Raw genomic sequence first — 26,273 nt, forward strand, 5'->3', positions numbered from 1 at the left:
AAATATAGATGTGACGGCTTAAGTCTTTCCTAACGATATGTATTTTGGGATTGCCCGCCGCTCTGAAGGCAAGCTATTCACAAACATCGCTTTTTTGATCCGTGCTGATTTTCGGGGCTGATTTCCGGTTGGGGACGGCCGCGGCCGATGAGACAATTAATCACGGGTCAGAAAACATATTGTTGAGTTGCGCACTTTCGGTCGAGACTATAATCACGCCGGCAGAGGCGGGCGACGCATTCGCCTGGATCGAGGATCTCGCCAATGAAGACATTCCGCATCGCCGTCTGGGTCGGTGTCCTGATACTTGCCGGGATTCTCGGCTTCGTCAGGTGGTATCCTTTAAAATCGGCGGACGTGGCGGCGGAGCCGCCCTTCGGTGTTCCTTTTACCCTGGTCTCGCAGAGCGGGCAGCCGATCACCGAGCAGGCGCTGCGCGGCAAGCCCACGGCACTGTTCTTCGGTTTCACCCATTGCCCTGAAGTCTGCCCAACGACGCTTTTCGAGCTGAACGGCTGGATGGAGAAGGTCGATCCGAAGGGCGACAAGCTTCAGGCTTATTTCGTGACCGTCGATCCGGAACGCGACACGCCCGAGATCATGAATGGGTACGTCTCCAACGTTTCCAAGCGCATCACCGGCATTTCGGGGCCGCCCGACAAGATTGCCGAGGTCGTCAAGGGTTTCCGCGTCTACGCCAAGAAGGTGCCGATCGATGAGAAGGACCCGAACGGCGATTACACGATGGATCATACCGCCTCGGTCTTCCTGCTCGATTCGGCCGGACGGTTTGCCGGAACGATCGCCTATGGCGAAAACCCGGACACGGCGGTAAAGAAGCTGGAGAATCTCGTCAGCAAGGGGTGATGGTTTCAGCGTGATGGGGCGTTGGCTCGACCGGTGGCGGGCAATGGCAACGGGAAAGACCGCCTATCGTGAGTGAAATCCGCCTTTACGTGACGACGACCGAAACCAAGGCCGAAGAGATCCTCGATCTTCTGAGCGCGGTCTTTGGCGAAGAAGACTTCGCCATCGGCACCACCGAGATCGACGAGAAGAAAGACATCTGGGAAGCCTCGATCTATATGATGGCCGAGGACGAAGCCGAGGTGCATTCCCGCGTCGAGGACGCGTTGAGGGCCTCTTTCCCCGATGCTCGGCTGGAACGGGAAGTCATCCCCGATGTCGACTGGGTGGTGAAATCGCTGGAGGGGCTGAAGCCCGTCAGGGCAGGGCGCTTCCTGGTGCACGGCTCGCATGACCGCGACAAGGTCCGCCCTGGCGATATCGCCATCGAGATCGATGCCGGCCAGGCCTTCGGAACCGGCCATCACGGCACGACCGCCGGCTGCCTCGAGGCCATCGACGCCGTGGTGCGCTCGCGCCCGGTCCGCAACGCGCTCGATCTCGGCACCGGCAGCGGCGTGCTGGCGATTGCGGTGCGCAAGCTGAAGAACATACCGGTGCTGGCAACCGACATCGATCCGATCGCGACGCGGGTGGCGGCAGAAAACGTGCGCCGCAACGGCATCGCGTCGGGCATCGTCACCCGGACTGCGCCGGGCTTTCATTCGACGGCCTTTTCCGAGCATGGTCCTTTCGATCTCATCATCGCCAACATTCTCGCCCGGCCGCTGATCCGCATGGCGCCGAAGCTTGCGACGCATCTGGCGCCCGGCGGCTCGGTGATCCTTTCCGGCATTCTCGCCGCGCAGCGCTGGAAGGTGATTGCCGCCTATAGCGGCGCGAAGCTCCGTCATGTCAGGACGATCTGGCGGAATGGCTGGGTGACGATCCATTTCGACCGGCCGTGATGTTCCCTCTTCTCCCCAGCGGGGAGAAGGTGGCCCGAAGGGTCGGATGAGCGACTATCTGGGCTGTCAAGTTGCATATTCGAATTCTCTTCGCGCATCTCGTGCTTTTGCATTGAGAATGACCAGGAGCTTTCGAGCGAGCGCGATGCGGATGACCATTTTCGGTTTGCCCTGGCTTTGCAACCTTTGCTGGAATGCCGCCAGATGCGGATCGTGTCGAGCTGCGATGGCGCCAACCAGGAACAGAATGGCGCGTGGTCCGGAGCGCCCGCCGCGCACCGGCCGGTGTCCGCTGCGTTTGCCGCTGTCGTTGGCAATCGGCGCCAGGCCGGCCAGCTTGGCGATCGCCTTGTTGGAGATCCGGCCGATCTCGGGCAATTCGGCCATCAGCCTGGCAACGGTGCGGTTGGCCACGCCCTTGACCGAGCGGAAGGCCCGGTTGAGGCAGGCCCAGAGCGGATCGTCGTCGATCATCGAGGCAATCTCACCTTCGAGGGTACGGCTCTGGCGCATCAAAAGCGCGATCACCTCATCGAGGCTTTCCACGATCGCCCTATCGGCGGCTGCACTGCGGCGCTGCTTTTGAACGGTCAGGTCACGCGTGATCTGGGACAGCCGCGTCATCAGCGCCGACAGCCGCAGCTGCGCGGCTTTCGGCGGCGGAAGGGCAGCCAGCCGCTTGGCTTCGGCATAATGGGCAATCATCGCCGCATCGATGCGGTCGGTCTTTTCCAGAAAGCCCATGGCCTCGGCAAAGCGGCGCACATGGCGCGGATTGGCAAGCGCGCAGGCGATCCCCAACTCCCACAACAACAGGAAGGCCGTCCGCTCATAGCCGCCCGACGCCTCCATGACGACGAGATCGACACTCTCGGCCCGGCAAAGATCGGCCAGCGCGCCAATGCCGGTGGCGTCATTGCTGAAACGCTCAAACGTCCCGGACGGGCGGATAAACGCATCCAGCCAGTCCTTCGAAACATCCACTCCACATATAACTCTGTTCACGGTAACCTGCCTTGTGCGTGCGATTGGAACCAAGCGACTATTCGGTCGTACGTGACGATGACGAAGATCCCAGGCTCATCCACGGTTGTAACCGGAGGGGGGACGGGCGACTTCGTCACGCCTCTGGCCGGGTGGCCACCCGGCCAGAGGCTCAATCGCTTCCATCGCACGAAATCACTAACGTGCAGATACAAGGGGGCCGCACAGCAAGCCCTTCATTGCCCTTCGCTTGCGCTCAGTGCACTCGCTCCTCTCGTTGCTCGCCCCCTCATCCGCCTGCCGGCACCTTCTCCCCGCTGGGGAGAAGAGGGATGTGGCAGCGCCCTTCTTCCTCTCGACCCTTTGCCGTGCCACCCCGCATTGGGGGCGCTGTTCCTGCAACGTGGGCAGATTTGCCAAGAAACAACAAAAAAGGCGGTGCCGATGGCACCGCCTTGGACCGGTCTATCCGGCCAATGCCCGCGAGCTCAAGGGGAGGAGCGCTCGAGCGGGCTCTACTGCATTCCAATAGGCCGGTCCGGGAGGGAGGAGACGGACGGGCTTTCAGACTTAGAACGCGTAGCTGGGGGCGCCGTTGTGGCGCGTGGCGCGCTGGCTGGCGCCGAGCAGCTTGAGGCTGTCGTCGTTCTGCGGCCGGCGGGCGCCGATGACGTGACGTACGGTCTGGCGTTCGCCAGCCTGCACCGGGCTGCTATATGCGAAGCGCGAGAGAGAGGCGGTCATTTCAAAAAATCCTTTGTTACCGGTTCATCGCGAACCGTTCGATGCCGCCTATATAGCTATTCTGAAAAGCCGAGGCAGAGGGTTTCGCTCATGGGAGCCATGCGGCCAATGCATAAAGCGTGCCAAATTCACTTTTCGCGTCACAGTTCTGTCAAAATATTGGGCGGCACCCCGGGTTTCGACTCGTTTCGTCGCTTTTTCTCCCCATCGATTGAAATTTCGCTAACATGGCCGGCATCCCCTTTACCGGATTCGTCTCAACCATTCGGGTTTCCAGCATGTTTCAGTCCTTCGAAGTCACCTCCACGCCCCAATTCGGCAGGGATCGCGTATCGGCGCTGCGCGCTGCTTTCGATTCGCTCGGGATCGACGCCTTCCTCGTGCCGCGCGCCGACGAGTTCAACGGCGAATATGTTCCCGCATGTTCGGAGCGCCTGGCATGGCTGACGGGCTTCACCGGCTCGGCAGGCATCGCGCTGATCCTGCGCACGCAGGCGATCGTCTTCGTCGACGGGCGTTATGTGACGCAGCTTGCCGAACAGGTCGACGGGTCGGTCTTCTCGGGCGGCGATCTCGTCAACGAGCCGCCGCATCTCTGGCTGGCCGCGAACGGAGCCAAGGGCCTGCGGCTCGGCATCGATCCCTGGCTGCATGCCGGTGCCGAGGTGCGCCGTCTGGAACGAGCGCTTTCGCAGATCGGCGGGACGCTCACCTTCCTGCCGCACAATCCGCTCGACAGGCTCTGGAGCGACCGGCCGGCCGAGCCGCTCGGCGCGGTCAGCATCCAGAATGTCGCGCAGGCCGGCGTGCTGGCGAGCGACAAGATCGCCACGATCGCCGCCGATCTTTCGAAGAAGAATCTTGCGGCGGTTTTGATCGCCGATCCCTCCTCGGTTGCCTGGACCTTCAACATCCGCGGCGCCGACGTGCCGCACACGCCGCATCCGCTGGCGCGCGCCATCGTCCATGCCGACGGGCGGGCGGAGCTCTTCCTCGATAAGCGCAAGACCGGCATCGAGCCGGAGGCCTATCTCGCGCAGATATGCACGCAGCTGCCGCCCTCGGCGCTGGAGGAGAGGCTCGCCGCCGTTTCCAGGGATGGCGGCCGTGTGCTGATCGACCCCGATATCGCCTCCTATGCGCTGGCCGAGATCATCCGCAAGGCGGGCGGCGAAGGGGTGGAGGGCGCCGATCCCGCCAAGCTGCCGCGCGCGGTGAAGAACGACGTCGAGATCAACGGCTCGGCCGCCGCGCATCTGCAGGACGGGGCGGCGATGGTGGAATTCCTCTATTGGCTGTCGCAGGAAAAACCCGGCACGGTGAGCGAGATTGCCGCCGCCGAGCACCTCGAAGCGGCACGCGCCCGCGTCGGCCAAAGCATGCAGAACCCGCTGAAGGAGATTTCCTTCGACACGATTTCGGGTGCGGGCGAACATGCGGCGATCATGCATTACCGCGTGACGACCGAGACCAACCGGATGATCGAGGCCGGCGAACTTTTCCTGATCGATTCCGGCGCGCAATATATCAACGGCACGACCGACATCACCCGCACGGTTGGCATCGGGGCGGTTTCAGAAGAGCATCGCCGGTTCTTCACGCTGGTGTTGAAGGGGATGATCCAGATCAGCACGGCGCGTTTCCCGAAGGGTACGCGCGGCTGCGACCTCGATCCGCTGGCGCGCATTGCGCTCTGGCGGGCAGGGGCCGATTTCGCGCATGGCACGGGTCATGGCGTCGGCTCCTATCTCTCGGTGCATGAGGGGCCGCAGCGCATCTCCAGGCTTTCGACGCAGGAACTGCTGCCCGGCATGATCCTGTCGAACGAGCCGGGCTATTACCGGCCGGGCAGCTTCGGCATCCGCATCGAAAACCTGATCTATGTGCGCGCGGCCGAGGAGATCGACGGCGGCGATGCGGCCATGCTCGGCTTCGAAACGCTGACTTTCTGCCCGATCGACCGCAGCATCGTCATTCCGGAGCTGCTGACCCATGACGAGCTGCACTGGTTCAACGACTATCACCGCCGCACGCGCGAGGCGCTGATGCCGCTGATCCACGATCACGACGTCAGGGCGTGGCTCGAAAACGCGACGCTGCCCTTGGAATATTAGAGTGGTGGCGCCTGAACGCAGGCGTTAAACGCCGGCGGTATGGCGCCAGATCATCACGACAGTCCAGGCGGCGACCAGCATCCATGTATGAGTGAAACGCAGGCCGACGAAGAGGGCGACGGCGAGCGCCAGCTTCGACTCCCAGCCGCCGATGAAGAAGGCAGGCGCGACCAGCGTCGTCAGCACGGCGGCCGGCACGGCGTTCAGCGCCGCCTCCATGCGCGGCGGGATGCGCTTCATCCGGGTGATGAGGACATAGCCGCCGATGCGTGTCGCGAAGGTCGCGGCTGCGGCGGCGAGGATGACGAGCGCCATGTGAAGATCGAATTCCATGGCTCAGACCTCGTGCACTTCGGATTGCAGGGCGTCGGCTTCGAGGTCAGGCTCCGGCGACGGCAATGGCAGCAGCGCGGCGAGCACGATGCCGGCGGCCGCACCGAGGCTGACATGCCAGGGCGAACCGACATAACGATAGGCGAGCACGGATGCCACCGCGCTGACGAGCGCCACGGGCAGGAAATTGTCGCGCTTGCGGAAGCCGAGGACGATGCCGAGGAAATAGGCCGGCAGCAGGATATCGAGGCCGATGGCCTTGGGATCGCCGATAAAGCCGCCGAGCATGCCGCCGGCGACGCTGATCAGCACCCAGGGAATGTAGATGATGATGCCGAAGCCGAAATACCAGGCGAAGGTCAGCGGTTTGCCGGCCTCGCTGCGCTTCACCGCTTCGGCAAATTGCGGATCGACGAGCAGGAAGAAAGTGAGGAATTTCTGCACCGGCGTGAAATGGCCGATATAGCGCGCCAGGGCCGCCGAATACAGCACGTGGCGGAAATTGACGGCGAGGATCGACAGCACGATCAGCCAGGCATGGACATTGTGGCCGAAGAGCTCGATGCCGACCATCTGGCTGGCGCCGGCATAGACGGTGGCGCTCATAAAGGCGACCTCGGAAAGCGACAGGCCGTTTTCGACCGCGAGCGCCCCGAACAGCGCGCCAAACGGCGCCGACGCCAGCGCAACGGCGGAGCCGCCCCGCAAACCTTCAACAAAGTCGGCGCGATTCATATGGGTGATCCTGTTGGAAATTCAGCTTTCACTTATGGTCTGTAACCTGCCGCGGCAATTGAATTTCGTTGATTGACCTATCGATTTCGCTGAAGCATCAAAGCCCCGATCGCGTCGGCTGGAGAGGACCTCATGAAGAAGATCGAGTTTTCGAAGGAAGAAAAGGCTGAAATCGTTTCGCGCATCCGCGATTATTTCGACCGGGAACTCGATCCCATCGGCGCCTTGCCGGCCGAATTCCTGCTTGATTTTTTCGCCGTGGAGATCGGGCCGTACCTCTACAATCGAGGGCTGAGAGATGCTCAGGCGGCCCTATTGAAGAGAATGGAAGACCTGGCCGAGGACATCCATCTGCTCGAGCGGGAGGAAAAATCCTAGCGTCTGGGGAAGGAAATCAGAGCCCTCATTTAACGCCAAATTATGTCCCGGCCGATATGGTCGTCGCGCTTTCATTCACCGGGTTGCGTGTCATTTGGCCTTGATTGTGTCTGTCGTTGATGAGCCGCGTTTTGCCAAGCTCGGCAAGCCGTTGATCTTTTTGATCTGGCTTGCGCTGGCCTCTGCTCTTTGCTGGTCCGAAACCGTTTGGCGTGACGAGGTTCGTGCATTGTCATTGGCCCTTCAGGGGGACAATTTCGCTGATATGCTTCGCCAGATGCATGGCGAGGGTCATCCGGCTCTCTGGTATATCCTGCTGCGCGCCGCCTATGTCGTGGTCGGCTCTCCCGTCGTTCTGAAGGTCGTTGCGCTGATGATTGCGGCGGCGGCGGCTTATCTTCTTGTTTTCCGGCTGAAACTGCCCCTTTCGATCATGCTGCTGTCGCTGTTCGGCAGTTTTTCGATTTTCGAATACGCCGCGATGTCGCGAAATTACGGCATCAGCATGCTGGTGATTTTCCTGATCGTCCTGACCTGGGAGAAAGGAGCCCGCAACGGAATATTGACCGGCCTGTTGTTCGCCTTGCTGGCGAACACCAACGTCCATTCGGTCGTCCTCGTCGGCGGCTTCCTGGCCTATTGGTTTTTCGATCTGGTTCTGGCGCGGCCAAGGCTTCGTTTGGGGGAATATCGAGCCTTTGCGACAGCCGCTGCCATCGCCGCGGTTGGAATTGTTGTGTGTTTCCTGACGGTCTATCCGACCTTCAATGATACGGGCCAGAACGATCTCAGCGGCGAAAATTTCGCTTTGCTTGCTCTTCGTGCTCTTACCCTGCCCAGTTCGCATTTCACGTCGTTCTATCCCGACAGCATCCTTGAACTGATAGTGGCCTATCCGTTGGCGTTCCGTATCTTTACCGCGTTGATGTCCGTACTCATCTACGGCAGCCTGTTCGCGTTGGCGAACCGATGGCCGGCAATGATCGCGGCCGGGCTGGTGCTTTTGGGGCTCTCGCTGCTTTTTACGCTTGTCTATCCCGGCGGATACAGACATCAGGCGCTCTGGCTGGTTTTCATGATTGCGATGACCGCCTTGACCACAGACTTCCAGCGTCAAGGGGCGGGCGTTGCCGCCATGAAGGCTGCCGGCGGCGGCGTAAAGTTCGGGCGCCTGTGCTTCCTGATATTGCTGGCGCTGCAGGTCGTGTCCGGTATCGAAAAGGTCAATCGCGCCTTCGTGGCCGAAATACCCTTCAGCAGGAGCAAGGATTTCGGCGCTTTCATGCAATCGCGCCCCGATCTCAAGGATGCGATCATCATGGCAGATCCCGACTATCTCGTCGAAGCCTTGCCTTATTATCTTTCCAATCGCACTTATCTGATGCGGGAGGAGCGCTTCGGCGCCATTGTGCGATATACCCGCAATGCGCGGCTTTCGCTAAGCCTTGCCGATGTTCTCCAAACGGCGCGCCGGCTGCAACAGAGCGAGCATGTACCTGTTATCGTTCTTCTGTCGCAGCGGCTTGATCAGATTAATGCGCCCGTCTCCTTGCGTGAGAGCTATGTCTGGCGGTTGTCGCTGACGCCGGATGAGATTGCAGCTTTCCTGAGCGCAACCGACCTCGTCAAACGTTTCGGGCCAGTCGTCGGCAGCGATGAGACCTACGACGTCTATGTGATGAAGTAAGCGAGCGGACTGCAGCCTCCCTCAGCCCTCGCGCTTCATCCGCTCCCGGCGCGCGAATTCGGCCTGCGAGGGCTCCGACATGGCGAAGCTGCCGGGTTTGACCTCGCCTGTGCGTTCGTAGACGCTCATGATGACGCCCGTGGTCGAAACCGAGTTGGCGGTGAGCTTCAGCGCCTCCGGTTTTGCGCCATGGCCGAACAGGCGCTTGCCGGGGCCGAGGATGAGAGGGAAGGTCAGCAGACGGAGTTCGTCGATCAGGTCGTGCGCCAGCAGGGTTGCAGGAGGCCGCTGCTGCCCTGGGTCAGAAGGTCGGGGCCGTCCTCCCGTTTCAGCCGGGCAATTTCGGCGACGGCATCGCTTCGCAGCGCAACGGAATTTTCCCAGGTGAGCGGCTCCTTCGAGTTGGTCGCGACGTATTATGTCGCGGCATTGAAGGCCTTGCCGATGGGGTCGTCTTCGCTGACATAGGGCCAGTGGGCGGCGAAGATCTCATAGGTGTTGCGACCGAGCAGCAGCGCGAAGGGATCGGTGAAGATCCCATCCATGAACTGGCCCATCGCCTCGTCCCAATAATTGACGGTCCAGCCGCCAAGGATGAAGCCGCCGGTCGGATCCTCCTCAGGCGCGCCGGGCGCCTGCATCACGCCATCCAGGCTCACAAAGGCTGCGCTCACAAGCTTTCTCATCTCTCGGCTCCACGGTTTGTGTGTTCAGAGCCAAGGACGGATGAGTGTGCGCCAATCCGACATTCTCCGCGTTGTTTTTAAAGCCTGTCGCGCAAAAAAAGCGAGGAGCGAAAGATCGCGACGCGCTTTAGCTTGAGTTAGCCGGTCAAAACCTTGGCGCTGTCGATAATGGCGATGCCATGGGCGCGCATCTCCTCGATCGCGGCGGCAACACCTTGGGGCGAGATGCCGCGGCTGGCATCCTCGATGAAGCGGACGCGCACATGGGGCATCATTTCCAGCGCGTCGAGCGCGGAGAACTTGACGCAATAATCGGTCGCGAGACCGCAGACATCGAGATCGGTGATGCCCTGATCCTCGAGGAAGTCGGAGAGGCCGGTGGAGGCATCCCGGTCATTATCGCGGAAGGCCGAATAGCTGTCGATCCGGGGATCTTCGCCCTTCTGCTGAATCAGATCGATCTCCGCCGATTTGAGCGCGGGATGCAGTTCGGCATCGAGCGTGCCCTGGATACAGTGGTCCGGCCACATCATTTGCGGTTTGCCGGCGAGTTCGCCCATCTCGAAGGGAGCAGCACCCGGATGGGTCGAGGCGAAGCTGCCGTGGCCCGGCGGATGCCAATCCTGCGAGGCGACGATCAGGTCGTATTTGCCGCTGTCGATCAGGCTGTTTGCGATGGGAACCACCTTGTCGCCATCCGGTACCGGCAGATTGCCGCCCGGACAGAAGCCGTTCTGAATGTCGACGAGCAGCAGCGCTTTCATCAAGGCCAATCCCTTCGCTTATCTCAGTGTAAGATGCCAAGCATATTGAACGCATCAACTAGTGGATTTCCCGGGGCCGGCGCGCAAGTGTTAATTCTGGTACTAGCGGTAGTAACCAGCTGAAAAAGAATACGCTAATACAATCATTGCGAGATTCTGTGGCGGCTCTCGTGTCGAAATGGAGGGGAAAGCGGAAGACGCTTTGCGTCTGGCGGGTCGAGGCTCCCCCGGCGGAGCCCCGCGCCGAACTATGCCGCGGTCACGCCGTCGGCTGTGGAATCATCCGCTGCGGCGGAAGCGCCATAGGTATTGCGGTGGGCTTGGAGGGCCGTCTGCATGTCGCTCAGGACTTTGGTGAGGAGCGGGTCGCTATCGCCTGACGCATTAATTTTGCTCGGATCGGCGGCGAGGAATTCGGACTCGGTCAATTTGCCGTCGCCATTGCTATCCATCGCGGCAAAGACGCCCTTGGAGGTGTCGTCGCTCTGATCGCTGCCGTCGCTCTGATCGTCGCTGCCGTCGGTCTTCTGCAGGGACAGCATCAGCGACAGGATGTCGGCGGTGATCTTCTTGACGATATCGGCGCTGCCGTCATCGCTGTCGGCGGCGGTTGCAGCCGTGCCGGATGACGAGGACTGCGATGCGGCGGCGAGCTCATCCGGGGAAATGACGCCGTCGCCATTCTTGTCGAGGCCGGAAAGGGGAGACTGATACTGGGATAATGTGCTGCCGAGAGATGAAACACTGGTCACTTGAACCTCCTTCGAAAAGTTCGTCGTGAAGCCCGCCTTTCATGGACGGGCAGGTTCCGGGCTAAGCTGATTTGCGCAAAGCGTCAAAGCGACGTTTTGACACGTTAACTTTTCGGTTTACAAATATATCCTATTGAAATTATTGTATTTTTATAGGTGAATGGGCTCGGCCGAACGGGGTTCTGCTCCGGTCGCGGAAGCGAGATGCGAGGGCGATCTTGCTCCCGGCCGCGATTTCTGCCTTTCTTGCTCAGACGCAAGCCGGAAGCGAAACCATGTCCGAGGCAGAGCCGAACGAGAAGATCGATGCGACGTTCCGCAACGGATCGCTGACGGCGACCGGGATCATCCTCGGTTTCTCTCTTAATTTCATCAGCCTCTGGGTTTCCAATCCCAATGACTGGAGCCGCATCGATCTGCTGCCGATGTCGTTCCTGACCGTCGGCATCGCCATTCAGGTGAAGGTGTTTGCCGATCTTTTGGCGCGGGACTCGCTGCTTGCCGTCAAATATGACCGGTCGCGCCGGCTCTTCCTGATCGGATTGTCGATCGTGGCCGTCGGCATGGGCATCGCCCTGATGAACGATATCCTCGGTCTGGGAAGCATGCGAATGCTCGGGTGACGGTTCTCGCGTCGCGCCGGCGGATTGTCAGACGCGCTCGACGAACCCGTCCAGCACCCGCTTCTGCCCAGCCCGGTCGAACTCGATCGTCAGCTTGTTGCCTTCGATGCCGGTGATGTTGCCGTTGCCGAATTTCAAATGGAACACGCGGTCGCCGAGGGTGAAGCGTGAAGGTTCCGACGAGGTGGATTTTGCCACCAGCTCGCCGTCGATCGTCCGTCCCTTCGGGCCGCTTTCGCCATAGCCGATACGTTCGACGGCGTGGCCGGAGCGGCTGCCCCAATTGTCGCGCGTGGCGTCGGTCTTGTTGGCCTGGGCGCGTTTCCAGCCGGGGGTGGAATAGGAATTGGCAAAGGGTTCTGATTTGTCGAAGCGGGACTGGCCGTAGCCGCCACGGCCATAGCCACCATAGCTCTGTTCCATTTCGGCGACCTCGACATGGGTCTCCGGCAGCTCGTCGAGGAAACGCGAGGGCAGGGTCGATTGCCAGAGGCCGTGAATGCGGCGGTTGGAGACGAACCAGATGTGGCAGCGGCGCTTGGCGCGGGTGATGCCGACATAGGCGAGGCGGCGTTCCTCCTCCAGGCCGGCGCGGCCGCTTTCATCGAGCGAGCGCTGATGCGGGAAGAGGCCTTCCTCCCAGCCCGGCAGGAAGACGGTGTCGAATTCCAGGCCCTTGGCCGAGTGCAGCGTCATGATCGAGACGGCATCGAGGTTCTCGTTGGTCTCGGCATCCATCACAAGAGAGACGTGCTCGAGAAAGCCGCGCATCGACTCGAAGCTTTCCATCGAGCGGATCAGTTCCTTGAGGTTCTCAAGGCGGCCGGGCGCTTCGGCGCTCTTGTCGTTCTTCCACATGTCGGTATAGCCGGACTCTTCGAGGATCTGCTCGGCGAGTTCGGTATGCGGTGTGTTTTCAAGCAGTTCCTGCCATCGGCGGAAAGATTGAATCACGTCGAAGAGGGCTTTGCGCGCCTTCGGCTTCAATTCGTCCGTTTCGATGATGTCGGCGGCTGCCGCAAGCATCGGGATATCGCGGGCTCGCGCATAATCGTGCAGGGCGCGCACCGTCGTATCGCCGAGACCGCGCTTCGGCGTGTTGATGATGCGCTCGAAGGCGAGGTCGTCGGAGGCTTGAGCGACGAGGCGGAAATAGGCCATGGCATCGCGGATTTCGAGGCGCTCGTAGAAGCGCGGGCCGCCGATGACGCGGTAATTGAGACCGAGAGTGACGAAGCGGTCTTCGAATTCGCGCATCTGGAAGGAGGCGCGAACGAGGATCGCCATATCGTTGAGCAGATGCTTGCCGCGCTGAAGCTGCTCGATCTCCTCGCCGATGGCGCGGGCTTCCTCCTCCGAATCCCAGGAGGCGTGCACCTGCACCTTGACGTCCTCAGGATCGGAGCGGTCGGTGAACAGCGTCTTGCCAAGCCGCCCTTCATTATGGGCGATCAGATGGGCGGCCGCTCCGAGGATATGTTCGGTCGAGCGGTAGTTGCGCTCGAGCTTGATGACCTTGGCGCCGGGGAAATCCTTCTCGAAGCGCAGGATGTTGTCGACCTCGGCGCCGCGCCAGCCATAGATCGACTGATCGTCGTCGCCGACGCAGCAGACGTTCTGCGGCTCGCCCTTGGTGCGCTGGGCAAGGAGCCGAAGCCACATATATTGCGCGGTGTTGGTGTCCTGGTACTCGTCGACGAGTATATAGCGGAAGCGGCCGTGATATTCCTTCAGGAGATCCGGGTTCTTGCGGAAGATCGCGATCGGATGCATCAGCAGGTCGCCGAAATCGCAGGCATTCAGCGTCGTCAGGCGCGCCTGATAGGCGAAATAGAGATCGCGGCCGCGGCCGTTGGCAAAGGCGCGGGCATCGCCCTCGGGGATATCGGCCGGGCCGAGCCCCTTGTTCTTCCAGGTGTCGATCATGCCGGCGAACTGCTTGGCCGGCCAGCGTTTGTCGTCGAGGCCTTCGGCCTGGATCAGTTGCTTGATCAGGCGGACGACGTCGTCGGTATCGAGAATGGTGAAATCGGAGCGCAGGCCGACGAGATCGCCGTGGCGGCGCAGAAGCTTGACGCCGATCGAGTGGAAGGTGCCGAGCCAGGGCATGCCTTCGACCGCGCCGCCGACGAGCAGCGCGATGCGCTCCTTCATCTCGCGGGCGGCCTTGTTGGTGAAGGTGACGGCGAGGATCTGCGAGGGGAAGGCGCGGCCGGTATTGAGGATATGGGCGATGCGGGTCGTCAGCACGCGCGTCTTGCCGGTGCCGGCGCCGGCAAGCACGAGGACCGGGCCTTCCAGAGTTTCGACGGCTTCGGTCTGCTCGGGGTTCAGCCCGGCGAGATAATCCGGCCGGCTGCCACCGTCGCGGGCCGCCATGGCGCGGGCGGCAATACCGCCGCCGGCGGGCACTCTTCCGGCGGGTGCGGCGGGTGGCTGCGGCTTGCGCGCCATCTCGGCCGGCTCTTCGTCGAAGAAGGGAATATCGTCGAAACTATTGCTCATGGCGCGTAATGTAGTGATTCGGGAAGGAAAGACCAGAAAAGATGTTCTGCTTTCATTCCCGGGCCGCCGCTATCCCAAGGGGTTTGCGCATGGCGGCAGGGCTGCTGGATAGAGCCTTTCCTGGTTAGATTGAAGCATTCTGTTGGCTCAAACGGAGTCGGATGGTCGACCGGCCGGCGCGCGTCGTAGCCCAGCTCTACGGCCAAGCCGGCCGGTCGATCAGCCGGCCCGTTTCAGCCAACCCTCCCGCAGATTTGCCAAGCAAATCTGCAAGACTCTAAAGCGCCGGCCGCACTGATCGCTTCGCCGCGGCGAAGCGGTGTGGCCGGAGGGCCGGGCATCTTTCCGCCAGTATCAGAGGCGATCGGCTCGGCCGTACCTGGGGTATGCCCGTCGCCAATCGCCTCTGCCCTGACGAAAACCTGCTCCGGCAGAATGCTTCAATCTAACCAGGAAAGGCTCTAGGACAGCGGCGACACGACGGAAAAATTTCAGCCGCACTCTGTCGGAAGCCGCGCAGGCGGGGCGTCCTTGGATCATCGGACAGTGGTCCGGATCCACCGTCAGCAAGGAGGCTGCATCATGACGAAGGTCGTTTCAAATCTCTGGTTCGCGGAGCACGCGCGCGAAGCCGTCGAATTCTATGTGTCCATTATCCCGGATTCCAGCATCGGCCGCACCACCATCCTTCCGGCGGAAACGCCGAGCGGGCCCCCCGGCAGCGTCGAGCTGATCGAGTTCACGCTCGGCGACCAGGCCTTCCTGGCGATGAAGGCCGGCCCGCTCGATAGTTTCAACCATTCCTTCTCGATCGCGATTCTGCTGGAAAACCAGGCCGAGATCGATCGGATATGGGACGCATTCCTCGCCAATGGCGGCACGCCGGAGGCCTGCGGCTGGCTGAAGGACCGCTGGGGCCTATCCTGGCAGATCGTGCCGCGCATGCTTGCCGAGATGGTCGCCGACGACGACCGCGAGCGGGCAAGGCGCGTGACCGAGGTGATGCTCGGCATGGTCAAGATCGATGTCGCTGCGCTGGAGAAGGCATTCAACGGCTGATTTGCGCCCGCGGGCGGATGATCGAACGATGGACTGACGGCCGGGATGCGGCCGTTTCCATCGTGTCAGGCGGGGATCGGCACATGCCGTCCCAGCATCGACTCTGAGCAGATCTGGCTGCCAATCGTCGATTTTTCCGGAACTCGAATCACGGGCGACATTGCACACCCTTTTCATCTTTCTGTCACGTCGCGAAATGTGCTGATACCGCAAGGGTGCTTTTTTCAACTATAATGAGAAACAGTTTCGTAGAGTAAAAATAACCGGTGAATGCACGTTTTTGTGCGTTGCAAGAAATAGCCGGTGAGCGTCGAATATACCTACGAAATTATTGATTCTTAGGAACGCCGTAGCCATCTCGATGGTTATACGGCTTAGAGCCTGCGGCATAAACCTTAATGGAGGTCCCATGCTGAGTGAATCCGTATTCGATGCGTTTACGCGCAGTTACGAAGCGCGCCGCGAAACCGACCTGTCGGTGCAGGAATATCTCGATCTCTGCAAAAAGGACCCGATCGCCTATGCCAATGCGACCGAGCGCCTGCTCGCCGCCATAGGCGAGCCGCAGATGGTCGACACCGCCAGGGACGCGCGCCTCGGCCGGATCTTCATGAACAGGACCATCCGGATCTATCCTGCCTTTGCCGGCTTCCATGGCATGGAGGAAACGATCGAGCGCATCGTTTCCTTCTTCCGGCATGCCGCGCAGGGGCTGGAGGAGCGTAAGCAGATCCTCTATCTCCTCGGCCCGGTCGGCGGCGGCAAGTCGTCCTTGGCGGAGCGGCTGAAGCTCTTGATGGAGGTTCATCCGATCTATGTCTTGAAGGCGGGCGACGAGATCAGCCCTGTTTTCGAAAGCCCGCTCAATCTCTTCGATCCGGAGACGATGGGGTCGCTCCTGCAGGAGCAATATGGCATTCCCGCGCGGCGTCTGAACGGGTTGATGAGCCCGTGGTGCCTGAAGCGCCTCGACGACTTCGGCGGCGACATTTCCCGCTTCCGTGTGATCAGGATACAGCCTTCGCGGTTGCGCCAGATCGCCATCGCCAAGACCGAGCCCGGTGACGAGAACAATCAGGATATTTCGTCGCTGGTCGGCAAGGTCGATATCCGCAAGCTCGAAACCTATTCCCAGAACGATCCTGATGCCTACAGCTATTCGGGCGGGCTCAACCGCGCCAATCAGGGCGTGCTTGAATTCGTCGAAATGTTCAAGGCGCCGATCAAGATGCTGCATCCGCTGCTGACGGCGACGCAGGAGGGCAACTATATCGGCTCCGAGAATATCGGCGCCATACCCTTCTCGGGCATCGTGCTGGCGCATTCGAACGAAGCGGAGTGGCAGACCTTCAAGGCCAACAAGAACAACGAGGCCTTCATCGACCGCATCTGCGTGATCAAGGTGCCCTATTGCCTGCGCGTGACGGAAGAGCAGAAGATCTACGAAAAGCTGATCGAGGGATCGGAGCTTGCGGATACGCCCTGCGCCCCGGCAACGCTCGAAATGCTTGCCCGCTTCTCGGTGCTGTCCCGTCTGCGCAAGCATGAGAACTCGACGTTCTTCTCGAAGATGCGCACCTATGACGGCGAGAGCCTCAAGGAGACCGATCCGCGCGCCCGCAGTGTCCAGGAATACCGGGATGCCGCCGGCATCGACGAGGGCATGGATGGAATATCGACCCGCTTCGCCTTCAAAGTGCTCGCTTCGACCTTCAATCACGATACCACCGACATCGGCGCCGATCCGGTTCATCTGATGTATGTGCTGGAACAGGCGATCCGCCGCGAGCAGTTTTCCGACGATGTCGAGAAGCGCTATCTGGAGTTCATCAAGGCCGATCTTGCGCCTCGTTACGCAGAGTTCATTGGCAATGAGATTCAGAAGGCTTATCTTGAGTCCTATGCGGATTACGGGCAGAACCTGTTCGACCGCTACGTTGATTATGCCGATGCATGGATCGAAGACGTTGACTTCAAGGATCCCGATACCGGCCAGCTTCTCGACCGCGAGCTCCTCAATCAGGAACTGACGAAGATCGAAAAGCCGGCGGGCATTGCCAATCCGAAGGATTTCCGCAACGAAATCGTCAAGTTTTCGTTGCGGTCGCGGGCAGCCAACGGCGGAAAAAATCCGTCATGGACGAGTTACGAGAAAATCCGGGAAGTGATCGAAAAGCGAATGTTTTCGCAGGTCGAGGATCTTCTGCCGGTCATTTCCTTCGGATCGAAGAAGGATTCGGAAACAGAGAAGAAGCATAGCGAATTCGTCTCGCGCATGGCCGCGCGAGGTTACACGGAGCGGCAGGTTCGGCGCCTTGTCGAATGGTACATGCGCGTCAAACAGGCAAGTTAATGCGGAGCCATTATGCACATTGTCGACCGGCGGTTAAATCCGCGCGGTAAAAGTCTGGAAAATCGGCAGCGGTTCCTTCGACGCATGAAGGGCGCCGTGCAGCAGGCGGTGAAACGTTCTCTGCAAAACCGAAACATTCGGGATGTGCTCGACGGCGGGGAGATCAGCCTGCCGATCGATGGAATGGCCGAACCGAGCCTGCGCAGAGGTGAGGGCGGCATCAGTGATCACATCCTGCCGGGCAACAGGGCCTTCGTCGAAGGAGACATCCTGCCACGCCCGCCAAGCGGCAGAGGCGGAAAACCAAAGGATGCCGGCGAGGGTGACGGCGAGGACGGCTTCCGTTTCGTGCTGACGCGCGAGGAATTCCTCGACGTGTTCCTGGACGATCTGGAACTGCCCGACCTTGCCAAGCGGCGCCTGGCCGAAACCGAAGAGGAAACGCCGTTCCGGGCCGGCTATTCCGTATCCGGATCGCCGTCCAACATTGCCGTCGGCCGCACGACGCGGCTGGCGATGATGCGTCGCGTCGCGCTTCACCGCCCGCGCCGCGAAGAGATCGAAGCCCTGCAGCGGCAGATCGACGAATGCGAAGACGACGAGAGCCGGCTGGCGCTCGAGGCGAAACTCAAATCCCTGACGGAAAAAAGCCGGCGCATCCCCTATATCGATCCGCTCGACGTGCGTTACCGCCGTTTCGAAAACGAGCCGAAGCCCGTGGCCAAGGCCGTGATGTTCTGCCTGATGGACGTCTCCGGCTCGATGTCGGAACATATGAAGGACCTTGCGAAACGGTTCTACCTGCTGCTCTACCTTTTCCTGTCGAAGCGCTACAAAAAGGTTGAGATCGTCTTCATCCGCCATACCGACAGGGCTGAGGAAGTCGACGAGGAAACCTTCTTCTACGGCCCGGCGACCGGCGGCACGCTGGTTTCCAGCGCCCTTGCGGCTATGCGCGGGATCATAGCGGCGCGTTTCGATCCGGCGGAGTGGAACATCTATGGCGCCCAGGCCTCGGACGGTGACAATGCCCATTCGGACGGAAACCTGAGCGGACAGCTGCTGCGCGAGATTTTGCCGCTGTGCCAGTACTTCGCCTATATCGAGGTTGGCGAAGAAGGCGGCGACTCGTCGGTATCGCGTTCACCGCTGTGGATGCTCTATGACGGGATCCGCTCCGAGCTGCTGCCGCTTTCGATGCGCAAGGTCTGCCGGCGAAACGAAATATTCCCGGTTTTCCATGATCTCTTCCAGAAACGTGACGCACAGTCGAGGGTGACGCCATGACTATGACGATGAGGCCCAGAGAACGGCTGTTGTTCGAGGGGGCCGACTGGGATTTTTCAACACTCCAGCGCATCCACGACGCCTGCGAGGACATCGCGCTTAACGAGCTTGGCCTCGACGTCTATCCGAACCAGATCGAAGTCATCACCTCGGAGCAGATGCTAGATGCCTATTCCTCGACCGGCATGCCGCTCTTTTACCGCCATTGGTCCTTCGGCAAACACTTCGCGCATCACGAAGCCTTCTACCGCCGCGGCATGCGCGACCTCGCCTATGAGATCGTCATCAACAGCTCTCCCTGCATCTCCTACCTGATGGAAGAGAATACGGCGACGATGCAGACGCTCGTCACCGCGCATGCGGCCTTCGGCCACAACCACTTCTTCAAGAACAATTACCTTTTCAAACTCTGGACCGATGCAGAGGGCATCCTCGATTACCTCGATTTCGCCAAGGGTTATATCACCCGCTGCGAAGAGCGTTACGGCGAGACCGCCGTCGAGCGGACGCTGGATGCGGCGCATGCGCTGATGTCGCACGGGGTGCATCGTTATGCGGGCAAGACCACCATCGACCTTCGCCAAGAGGAGAAACGGCAGCAGGAGCGCCGCGCCCACGAGGAGCAGATGTTCAACGATCTGTGGCGCACGGTTCCCGTCGGCAAGGCCAAAAAGACGAACGACGGCGGCCTGGAAAAGCGCCGCGCCGCACTTGGCCTTCCGCAGGACAACATCCTTTATTTTCTCGAAAAAACCGCGCCGCGGCTGCAGCCATGGCAGCGCGAGATCATTCGCATCGTCCGCCATGTCGCCCAATATTTCCATCCCCAGCGGCAGACCAAGGTGATGAACGAGGGAACCGCCACCTTCGTCCATTACCAGATCATGAACCGGCTTCACGAGCGGGGGCAGATCAGCGATGGAAACTTCCTCGAATTCTTGAAGTCGCACTCCAATGTCGTGTTCCAGCCGAGCTACGACGACCGCCGGTTCTCGGGCTTCAACCCCTATGCGCTCGGCTTTGCGATGATGCAGGATATCGAGAGGATCGTGACGAAGCCGACGGAAGAAGACCGCGCATGGTTTCCCGATATCGCCGGACGGGGCGATGCGATGGCGATCCTGCGCGACATCTGGGCCAATTACCGGGACGAGAGTTTCATCAGCCAATTCCTCAGCCCGAACCTGATCCGCCAGTTGCGGCTGTTCCATCTCTACGATGATCCGGAACAGACCGAAGGCATTCTGGTTTCGGCGATCCACAATGAGCGCGGATACCTGCGCATCCGCCGCCAGCTTTCCCGCGAATACGATATCGGCTGGACCGATCCGGCAATCGATATCGTCGATGTCGACCTCGCCGGCGACCGCCGCCTGCTGCTGCAGCATATTATGATGAATGGCAGCTATCTTCAGGAAGCCGACACGAGGCTTGTGCTGCAGCATCTTGCCGATCTCTGGGGCTACGACGTGTTGCTTCAGGAAATCGATGGTTCGAATACCGTGGCGAGAGAGCACACGGCGAGCCCCCGCAAGATCGTTCAATGATCGTCGCTATGTCTCCGAGCCGCATTTGTTGCCGTCGATAGTGTGCAATTATCGATGGCAACGAAGACAAAGGCTTAGTAACCTGCCGCCGCTGCAATCGCCCATCACTCACCCGCATTCACGTTTGCAGCGAGCGTCCGGGAGCGAATAGCGCGGAGACAAGAGATTATGAGTGAAACGCGGCGCAAGCTGACGACGATCTTCTGTGCTGACGTGCAGGACTATACCCGGCTGATGGGGACTGACGAGGAGGGGACGCTTGCGGCGCTGAAGCGCTGCCGGGAGGCGATGGGGCGCCTGATCGAAAGCCATGGCGGCCGCGTCATCAATACCTGGGGCGATGGGCTGATCGCCGATTTCCCGAGCGTGGTCGAGGCGGTGCGCGCGGCCGTCGACACCCAGAACGAACTGGCCGGTTTCAATGCCCGCCGCCCGGAAGACGGCCGCATGCTGTTCCGCATCGGCATCAATCTCGGCGATGTGATCGTCGAAGGCGACGACATCTACGGCGACGGCGTCAACATCGCCGCGCGGCTGCAGGCCTCGGCTTCGGCCGGCGGCATCGTCATATCGAGCACCGTCTACGATCAGGTCCGCAACAAGGTCGCTGTCGGTTTCGAGTTTCTCGGGCCGCTGATGGTGAAGAACGTCGATGAAGGCGTGCCGAGCTATGCGGTAAAGATCGGCGATGAGGCGCCGCCTCCCCAACGACCAAGCCCCTCGCGGCCGCAGCCGGCGGCTGAGATCGCCGAAGCAAGACCCGCGCCTGCCGGACGCAGGCTGTTCGCTGTGCTCGGCGTCATCGCGGCTGTGCTGATCGGTATCAATCTTCTATCGTGGCAGGGCGTTTTCTGGGCGCGCTTTCCGGTGCTTGCGCTCGCCGTCGTCGCCGCCTTCGCCTGGAATCGCAGCCAGATCCTGTTCAACCGGAAGGCCACCTCGCTGGCGATCGTGGCGCTCGGCATGGTCGGCATCAACCTCTTCACCTGGACGGGGCAGTTCTGGGCGGTGTGGCCGATACTGGGGATTGCGGCCGTCATGGGCTTGCGATGGTCGATGCGCCGGTAAATCGACGATCCCGGCTGGTTTTTTCAGGGGCGTCGAAGACGTTTGCGAGGTTCGCTCAAGCAAAAGTGAGCGGTCGGGTTATTCCCATTCTTTGCTGATATTACAAATCGGTAATGCCGGCTGCTTATGCTTGCCGGTAAACTGTAAACGCGCGATATTGTCGCATCAGACGGGATGTTGATCCCGCGGCGCCTCTTTCGACCGACCCTGGTCCAACCTCGAGTCCCTCTGGAGACGTGAATGGCCTTTTGGAAGCAGTTGATACTTTCTCTCATCGTCATTGTTGCCGGCTTTGCCGCGTGGGTTTTCTTTGTGCCCGGCGCCGGCGAAATGATGCGCGATGCAGGTATTCCAGAGAACCTCGTTTCCAGGATCGCGCCGAAGGCTGAGGAGACGGGGGATACCCGGGCGCAAGGCCAGCAGCGTGGCGAGGGGCAGGGAGAGGGCCAAGGACAGGGCCAGGGACAGGGACAGAACCGCCGCAATGGCGGTGGGCGCAACGGCGCCATTCTTGTCGCGACGCAGGCCGTCGTCCAGGGCGTCGTCAACGACCGGCTGAACGCCATCGGCACCGGTGACGCGATCCGCTCGGTCGCGGTCACGCCGCAGGCCTCGGGTACGATCCGCGAAATCCTCATCAAGTCGGGCGACAGGGTGAAGGCCGGCCAGGTGCTGGCCAAGCTCGACAGCGAGGAGCAGGTGATCGCCCGCGGCCAGGCCGATGTGGCGGTCAAGGCGGCCGTCGAGAAATCCAATCTCTATCACAACATCAAATCCAGCGTGTCGCGCATGGATGTCTTCGATTCCGAAATCGCCGAGCAGGGCGCGCGGCTGCAGTTGCAGGCCGCCGAGCTCAATCTCGCACGGCGCAACATTATTGCGCCGATCGACGGCATCGTCGGCATCGTGCCGGTCAATATCGGCGATAACGTCACGACGAGCATCCCGATCGTCACGCTCGACGACCGTTCGGAAATCCTCGTCGACTTCTGGGTGCCTGAGCGCTTCTCCAACACGGTGTCGGTCGGTCAGCCGGTGGAGGCGATGTCGGTCGCCAAGCCGGGACAGATGTTTACCGGCGTGGTCGAGGCCGTCGACAACCGCATCGACGCGGCAAGCCGTACGCTTCGATTGCGGGCCCGCATCGACAACTCTTCCGACGAGCTGCGCGCCGGCATGTCCTTCAGCGTCAGCATGAAATTCCCCGGTGATAAATATCCGGCCGTCGATCCGCAGTCAGTGCAGTGGGATTCGCAAGGGTCCTTCGTCTGGCTGGTGACCGACGACAAGTCGCATAAGGTGCGGGTCAGCGTCGTGCAGCGCAACCCGGATTTTGTGCTCGTCAAAGCCGACCTCAAGGACGGCGACAAGATCGTGACGCAGGGCCTGCAGCGCGTGCGTGAGGGCGGGGCGGTGCGGGTTTCAGCCGATGTCGCCGCGAATGCGGAGGTCGCCACGCAATGAATGTGACCGAGATTCATCAGGACAGGACCTCGGGCAAGCAGAGCTTCACCGCGCTTTTCGTTCGCCGGCCGATCCTGGCGCTGGTGTTCAACACGCTGATGGTGGTCGCCGGCCTTGCGGCTTATGTCGGCGTCGAGGTGCGTGAACTGCCGGATGTCGACCGTCCCGTCGTCACCGTGCGCACCACTTTCGACGGCGCATCGCCGCAGACGATCGACCAGGAACTGACCAAGGTGATCGAGGGCGCGGTTGCGCGCGTCAGCGGGCTGAAATCGATCTCCTCGACTTCTTCCTTCGGCCAGAGCCGGGTGACGCTCGAATTCTCGGATACGATCGATCTCGCTGTCGCCGCCAACGACGTGCGCGACGCGATCGGCCGCATCACCCAGAACCTGCCCGATGAAGCGGATGCGCCGCAGATCGTCAAGGCGGATTCGGATTCCTCGGCGATCATGCGCCTTGCCGTCACCTCCACCAATCTCAACATGGACGACCTGACGCAGCTCGTCGAAAACGAGGTGATCGATCGCCTCGCCTCCGTCGACGGCGTCGCCGACGTCGAGGAATATGGCGACCAGGAGAAGGTCTTCCGCGTCGATGTCGATCAGGGGGCGCTGGCGAGCCGCGGACTGACCATCGGCGATCTGACCAAGGCGCTCGACAATGCCGCCCTCGACGTGCCGGCGGGATCGCTGAAGAGCAATACGCAGGATATCGTGGTGCGCGCCACCGCCAACCTGCAGACGCCGGCGGATTTTTCCAACGTCATGCTGCAAGACCGCGTCCGGCTCGGTGACGTCGCGACGGTGACGCTCGGCCCACGCGACGGCGAAACGGCGCTGCGCTCGAACGGCAAGCCGGGCATCGGCCTCGGCATCATCCGCCAGGCGCAATCCAACACGCTGAATATCTCGACCGGCATCAAGGCCGCCGTCGAGCAATTGTCGAAGACGCTGCCCGAGGGCACGACGATCGCGATCACCAGCGACGACGCCGTCTTCATCCAGGGCGCGATCCACGAGGTGGTGCTGGCGCTGGTGCTCGCTGCCGTCATCGTCACCGCCGTCATCTATCTCTTCCTGCGCGACTGGCGGGCGACGCTGATCCCGGCGGTCAGCATGCCGGTGGCGCTGATCGGCACGCTGGCTGCGATCTATATGGTCGGCTTCTCGATCAACATCCTGACGCTGCTGGCGATCGTGCTGGCGACCGGCCTCGTCGTCGACGACGCGATCGTGGTGCTTGAAAATATCGTGCGGCGGCGTGCCGAAGGCATGGGGCCGCGAGCGGCCGCCGTGCTTGGAACGCGCGAGGTGTTCTTCGCGGTTGTCGCCACGACCGCGACGCTTGCGGCCGTGTTCATCCCGCTTTCCTTCCTTCCGGGACAGGTCGGCGGCCTCTTCCGTGAATTCGGCTTCGTGCTCGCGTTCTCCGTCGGCCTGTCGTCGATCGTGGCGCTGACGCTCTGCCCGATGCTGGCCTCGCGCATGCTGACGAAGCCGATGATCGAAGATCACGGCGCGCTCGGCCGTCTGGGCGGGGCGCTCGCCCGGCTCTACAAATGGGCGCTGCACGGCTGCCTCAACGCCCCCTTCGTCGTCCTCCTGTTCTCGGTGATCTTTGCCGGCGCGGCACTCGTCGCCTTCTCGAGCGTCAGAAGCGAACTGACGCCGGAAGAGGACCGGTCGATGGTGATGATGCGGCTGACGACGCCGCAGGGATCAAGCCTCGAATACACCCGCGACAAGATGCAGCTCGTCGAGGAAAATCTGCAGCCGCTCGTCGACAGCGGCGACATCCGCAACGTCTTCTCGATCTCCGGCCAGGGCGGTTCGCTGAATAGCGGCTTCATGGTGCTGACGCTTGCGCCCTGGGGAGAGCGCCACAGGACGCAGGCGGAGATCGTGGGCGACATCAATCAGGCGGCAGCAAGGGTGCCGGCACTGCGCGGCAATGCCATCTCCTCCAACAGCCTGCGCATCCGCGGCGCCGGCAGCGGCGTGCAGATGGCGCTGATCGGCAACGATCATGAGGCGCTGACGGCGGCGGCGGCCAAGCTGGTCCAGGCACTCGACGCCACCGGCCGGTACGATACGCCGCGCCTGACCAACGAGCCCAGCCAGGCGCAGGTGTCGGTGGCGATCGACCGCGAGCGTGCCTCGGATCTCGGCATCGACATAACGGGGCTTTCGACGGCGATCCAGTCGCTGCTCGAAGGGCGCTCGGTGGTCGACGTCTTTGTCGACGGCGAGTCCTATCCCGTGCTTCTGACCTCGACGACGCGGCCGATCGACGATCCGACCGACCTCGAAAACGTGTTCCTGAAAACCGGCGACGGCAAGATCGTGCCGATGTCGGTTATTGCCACGATGAAGGAAGGTTCGGTCGCGCCGCAGCTGAACCGCGAACAGCAGCTCGCCTCCGTCGCGATCACCGCCGGCCTGAAGGGCGGCATGTCGCTCGGCGACGCGGTCAAGCAGGTGACGGAGCTTGCGCAGCCGCTGCTGCCGGCCGGCGCACGCCTGCTGCCGCTTGCCGAAGCCGCGACGCTGGAGGAGAATTCGAGCGGCATGGCGCTGACCTTCGGCTTTGCCATCGTCATCATCTTCCTGGTGCTGGCGGCGCAGTTCGAAAGCGTGCTGTCCTCGCTGATCATCATGTCGACGGTGCCGCTCGGCCTTGCCTGCGCCGTCTTTGCGCTCATCATCACCGGCTCCAGCCTCAATATCTACAGCCAGATCGGACTGGTGCTGTTGGTCGGCGTCATGGCGAAGAACGGCATTCTGATCGTCGAATTCGCCAATCAGCTGCGCGACCGGGGCGAGGACGTGCGCTCGTCGATCGAAAAGGCCTGCGCCTTGCGCCTTCGCCCTGTCATGATGACGATGATCGCCACCATCCTTGGCGGCGTGCCGCTGGTCTTTGCCCATGGCGCCGGCGCCGAAGCGCGCGTCGCGCTCGGCTGGGTGATCGTCGGCGGCCTCGGCTTCGCGACGCTGGTGACGCTGTTCATCACGCCGGTCGCCTATCTGCTGCTCGCCCGCTTCGGCAAACCGCACGCCCATGAAGAAGCGCGGCTGCACGAGGAGATGGCGGTCGCCACGCGGCCCCGCGCCGCACCCGACGAGGAACAGCTGCAGGCCGCCGAATAGGCCTCCATCCGAACTGAAGACGCCGCCGGATCGCCATTCGGCGGCGTTCTTATGGTGTATCAAACCTTTTGAAATAAGATAAATTACTTCTGAAGTTTAGCCGTTTGTTAAGCATAAACGGCAATGATCGTGACCAGCAACCGGCTGGTCTTCTTCGTTTCTTGAAGGCCGCAACGCGCTGGAACCCCAGCGACCCCGGACATGAATGTCCGCGCGGCAACGGT

The 26,273-nt window shown here is 61.4% G+C and carries 20 protein-coding genes and 1 pseudogene; 13 read left to right on the forward strand and 8 right to left on the reverse strand.

The features are described 5' to 3' along the window. Positions 1–264 precede the first annotated feature (264 nt). Both QMO80_RS20300 and QMO80_RS20305 read left to right on the forward strand, forming a co-directional pair. On the forward strand, positions 265–867 hold the full coding sequence (locus QMO80_RS20300) for an SCO family protein (RefSeq protein ID WP_283198088.1): 603 nt from the start codon (positions 265–267) through the stop codon (positions 865–867). Between the two features lie 68 nt (positions 868–935). Next, positions 936–1,814 carry a 50S ribosomal protein L11 methyltransferase gene (locus tag QMO80_RS20305; protein ID WP_283198089.1) on the forward strand — a complete coding sequence of 293 codons (879 nt, stop codon included), beginning with the start codon at positions 936–938 and terminating at the stop codon, positions 1,812–1,814. A gap of 66 nt (positions 1,815–1,880) precedes the next feature. On the opposite strand, the gene QMO80_RS20310 is transcribed toward QMO80_RS20305, so the two are convergent. Together QMO80_RS20310 and QMO80_RS20315 are read right to left on the reverse strand one after the other, a co-directional pair. After that, complete coding sequence (locus QMO80_RS20310; RefSeq protein WP_283200240.1) at positions 1,881–2,819, reverse strand: IS110 family transposase; 939 nt, start codon at positions 2,817–2,819, stop codon at positions 1,881–1,883. 549 nt (positions 2,820–3,368) lie between these two features. After that, positions 3,369–3,542 carry a hypothetical protein gene (locus QMO80_RS20315; RefSeq protein WP_172599188.1) on the reverse strand — a complete coding sequence of 58 codons (174 nt, stop codon included), beginning with the start codon at positions 3,540–3,542 and terminating at the stop codon, positions 3,369–3,371. Positions 3,543–3,820: 278 nt separating this feature from the next. Here QMO80_RS20315 and QMO80_RS20320 point away from each other — a divergent pair, with 278 nt between their 5' ends. Further along, positions 3,821–5,656 carry an aminopeptidase P family protein gene (locus tag QMO80_RS20320; RefSeq protein WP_283198090.1) on the forward strand — a complete coding sequence of 612 codons (1,836 nt, stop codon included), beginning with the start codon at positions 3,821–3,823 and terminating at the stop codon, positions 5,654–5,656. Between the two features lie 24 nt (positions 5,657–5,680). Here QMO80_RS20320 and QMO80_RS20325 read toward each other — a convergent pair whose 3' ends face one another. Together QMO80_RS20325 and QMO80_RS20330 are read right to left on the reverse strand one after the other, a co-directional pair. Continuing rightward, complete coding sequence (locus QMO80_RS20325) at positions 5,681–5,989, reverse strand: AzlD family protein (protein WP_283198091.1); 309 nt, start codon at positions 5,987–5,989, stop codon at positions 5,681–5,683. A 3-nt stretch (positions 5,990–5,992) separates the two neighbouring features. Next, entirely contained in the window at positions 5,993–6,724 is a 732-nt protein-coding gene (locus QMO80_RS20330) for an AzlC family ABC transporter permease (protein ID WP_283198092.1), read from the reverse strand. Positions 6,725–6,856: 132 nt separating this feature from the next. Between QMO80_RS20330 and QMO80_RS20335 the strand changes: the two genes are divergently transcribed. Both QMO80_RS20335 and QMO80_RS20340 read left to right on the forward strand, forming a co-directional pair. Then, positions 6,857–7,102: a DUF2164 domain-containing protein gene (locus QMO80_RS20335; RefSeq protein ID WP_283198093.1), complete on the forward strand. Its 246-nt coding sequence runs from the start codon at positions 6,857–6,859 to the stop codon at positions 7,100–7,102. Between the two features lie 94 nt (positions 7,103–7,196). After that, complete coding sequence (locus QMO80_RS20340) at positions 7,197–8,789, forward strand: hypothetical protein (protein WP_283198094.1); 1,593 nt, start codon at positions 7,197–7,199, stop codon at positions 8,787–8,789. A gap of 21 nt (positions 8,790–8,810) precedes the next feature. Here the strand turns inward: QMO80_RS20340 and QMO80_RS20345 are convergent. The 3 genes and pseudogenes from QMO80_RS20345 to QMO80_RS20355 all read right to left on the reverse strand — a co-directional run bounded on the left by QMO80_RS20345 (position 8,811) and on the right by QMO80_RS20355 (position 10,991). Next, a pseudogene (locus QMO80_RS20345) lies at positions 8,811–9,475 on the reverse strand (dihydrofolate reductase family protein). Between the two features lie 137 nt (positions 9,476–9,612). After that, positions 9,613–10,239 carry a bifunctional nicotinamidase/pyrazinamidase gene (gene pncA, locus QMO80_RS20350; RefSeq protein ID WP_283198095.1) on the reverse strand — a complete coding sequence of 209 codons (627 nt, stop codon included), beginning with the start codon at positions 10,237–10,239 and terminating at the stop codon, positions 9,613–9,615. A 248-nt stretch (positions 10,240–10,487) separates the two neighbouring features. Further along, positions 10,488–10,991 (reverse strand): EF-hand domain-containing protein, encoded by a 504-nt coding sequence (locus QMO80_RS20355; protein WP_283198096.1) that lies wholly within the window; start codon positions 10,989–10,991, stop codon positions 10,488–10,490. Positions 10,992–11,266: 275 nt separating this feature from the next. Here QMO80_RS20355 and QMO80_RS20360 point away from each other — a divergent pair, with 275 nt between their 5' ends. After that, on the forward strand, positions 11,267–11,614 hold the full coding sequence (locus QMO80_RS20360; protein WP_283198097.1) for a hypothetical protein: 348 nt from the start codon (positions 11,267–11,269) through the stop codon (positions 11,612–11,614). A 27-nt stretch (positions 11,615–11,641) separates the two neighbouring features. On the opposite strand, the gene QMO80_RS20365 is transcribed toward QMO80_RS20360, so the two are convergent. Next, on the reverse strand, positions 11,642–14,119 hold the full coding sequence (locus tag QMO80_RS20365; protein ID WP_283198098.1) for an ATP-dependent helicase: 2,478 nt from the start codon (positions 14,117–14,119) through the stop codon (positions 11,642–11,644). Positions 14,120–14,701: 582 nt separating this feature from the next. Between QMO80_RS20365 and QMO80_RS20370 the strand changes: the two genes are divergently transcribed. The 7 genes from QMO80_RS20370 (at position 14,702) to QMO80_RS20400 (ending at position 26,049) form a co-directional block, all read left to right on the forward strand. Continuing rightward, positions 14,702–15,178 (forward strand): VOC family protein, encoded by a 477-nt coding sequence (locus tag QMO80_RS20370; RefSeq protein WP_283198099.1) that lies wholly within the window; start codon positions 14,702–14,704, stop codon positions 15,176–15,178. Positions 15,179–15,587: 409 nt separating this feature from the next. Continuing rightward, positions 15,588–17,531 (forward strand): PrkA family serine protein kinase, encoded by a 1,944-nt coding sequence (locus tag QMO80_RS20375; RefSeq protein ID WP_283198100.1) that lies wholly within the window; start codon positions 15,588–15,590, stop codon positions 17,529–17,531. Positions 17,532–17,543: 12 nt separating this feature from the next. Continuing rightward, positions 17,544–18,818 (forward strand): YeaH/YhbH family protein, encoded by a 1,275-nt coding sequence (locus tag QMO80_RS20380; protein WP_283198101.1) that lies wholly within the window; start codon positions 17,544–17,546, stop codon positions 18,816–18,818. Further along, positions 18,815–20,365: a SpoVR family protein gene (locus QMO80_RS20385; RefSeq protein WP_071087689.1), complete on the forward strand. Its 1,551-nt coding sequence runs from the start codon at positions 18,815–18,817 to the stop codon at positions 20,363–20,365. Before QMO80_RS20380 ends, QMO80_RS20385 begins: the two co-directional genes overlap by 4 nt. A gap of 168 nt (positions 20,366–20,533) precedes the next feature. Then, entirely contained in the window at positions 20,534–21,433 is a 900-nt protein-coding gene (locus QMO80_RS20390; protein ID WP_283198102.1) for an adenylate/guanylate cyclase domain-containing protein, read from the forward strand. Between the two features lie 240 nt (positions 21,434–21,673). Continuing rightward, the gene (locus QMO80_RS20395; protein WP_283198103.1) at positions 21,674–22,897 is read left to right on the forward strand and encodes an efflux RND transporter periplasmic adaptor subunit; all 1,224 of its coding nucleotides are present in this window, start codon (positions 21,674–21,676) and stop codon (positions 22,895–22,897) included. Next, the gene (locus tag QMO80_RS20400; RefSeq protein WP_283198104.1) at positions 22,894–26,049 is read left to right on the forward strand and encodes an efflux RND transporter permease subunit; all 3,156 of its coding nucleotides are present in this window, start codon (positions 22,894–22,896) and stop codon (positions 26,047–26,049) included. Before QMO80_RS20395 ends, QMO80_RS20400 begins: the two co-directional genes overlap by 4 nt. The last annotated feature ends 224 nt before the right edge of the window (positions 26,050–26,273 follow it).

Source organism: Rhizobium sp. BT03 (assembly GCF_030053155.1).
Classification (GTDB): domain Bacteria; phylum Pseudomonadota; class Alphaproteobacteria; order Rhizobiales; family Rhizobiaceae; genus Rhizobium.

Excerpts from the sequence above, each read along its gene's own strand:
- QMO80_RS20300 (WP_283198088.1), top strand. The coding sequence starts at position 265 with ATGAAGACATTCCGCATCGCCGTCTGGGTCGGTGTCCTGATACTTGCC.
- QMO80_RS20315 (WP_172599188.1), bottom strand. The coding sequence starts at position 3,542 with ATGACCGCCTCTCTCTCGCGCTTCGCATATAGCAGCCCGGTGCAGGCT.
- QMO80_RS20320 (WP_283198090.1), top strand. The coding sequence starts at position 3,821 with ATGTTTCAGTCCTTCGAAGTCACCTCCACGCCCCAATTCGGCAGGGAT.
- QMO80_RS20325 (WP_283198091.1), bottom strand. The coding sequence starts at position 5,989 with ATGGAATTCGATCTTCACATGGCGCTCGTCATCCTCGCCGCCGCAGCC.
- QMO80_RS20330 (WP_283198092.1), bottom strand. The coding sequence starts at position 6,724 with ATGAATCGCGCCGACTTTGTTGAAGGTTTGCGGGGCGGCTCCGCCGTT.
- QMO80_RS20335 (WP_283198093.1), top strand. The coding sequence starts at position 6,857 with ATGAAGAAGATCGAGTTTTCGAAGGAAGAAAAGGCTGAAATCGTTTCG.
- pncA (WP_283198095.1), bottom strand. The coding sequence starts at position 10,239 with ATGAAAGCGCTGCTGCTCGTCGACATTCAGAACGGCTTCTGTCCGGGC.
- QMO80_RS20360 (WP_283198097.1), top strand. The coding sequence starts at position 11,267 with ATGTCCGAGGCAGAGCCGAACGAGAAGATCGATGCGACGTTCCGCAAC.
- QMO80_RS20365 (WP_283198098.1), bottom strand. The coding sequence starts at position 14,119 with ATGAGCAATAGTTTCGACGATATTCCCTTCTTCGACGAAGAGCCGGCC.
- QMO80_RS20370 (WP_283198099.1), top strand. The coding sequence starts at position 14,702 with ATGACGAAGGTCGTTTCAAATCTCTGGTTCGCGGAGCACGCGCGCGAA.
- QMO80_RS20375 (WP_283198100.1), top strand. The coding sequence starts at position 15,588 with ATGCTGAGTGAATCCGTATTCGATGCGTTTACGCGCAGTTACGAAGCG.
- QMO80_RS20380 (WP_283198101.1), top strand. The coding sequence starts at position 17,544 with ATGCACATTGTCGACCGGCGGTTAAATCCGCGCGGTAAAAGTCTGGAA.
- QMO80_RS20385 (WP_071087689.1), top strand. The coding sequence starts at position 18,815 with ATGACTATGACGATGAGGCCCAGAGAACGGCTGTTGTTCGAGGGGGCC.
- QMO80_RS20390 (WP_283198102.1), top strand. The coding sequence starts at position 20,534 with ATGAGTGAAACGCGGCGCAAGCTGACGACGATCTTCTGTGCTGACGTG.
- QMO80_RS20395 (WP_283198103.1), top strand. The coding sequence starts at position 21,674 with ATGGCCTTTTGGAAGCAGTTGATACTTTCTCTCATCGTCATTGTTGCC.
- QMO80_RS20400 (WP_283198104.1), top strand. The coding sequence starts at position 22,894 with ATGAATGTGACCGAGATTCATCAGGACAGGACCTCGGGCAAGCAGAGC.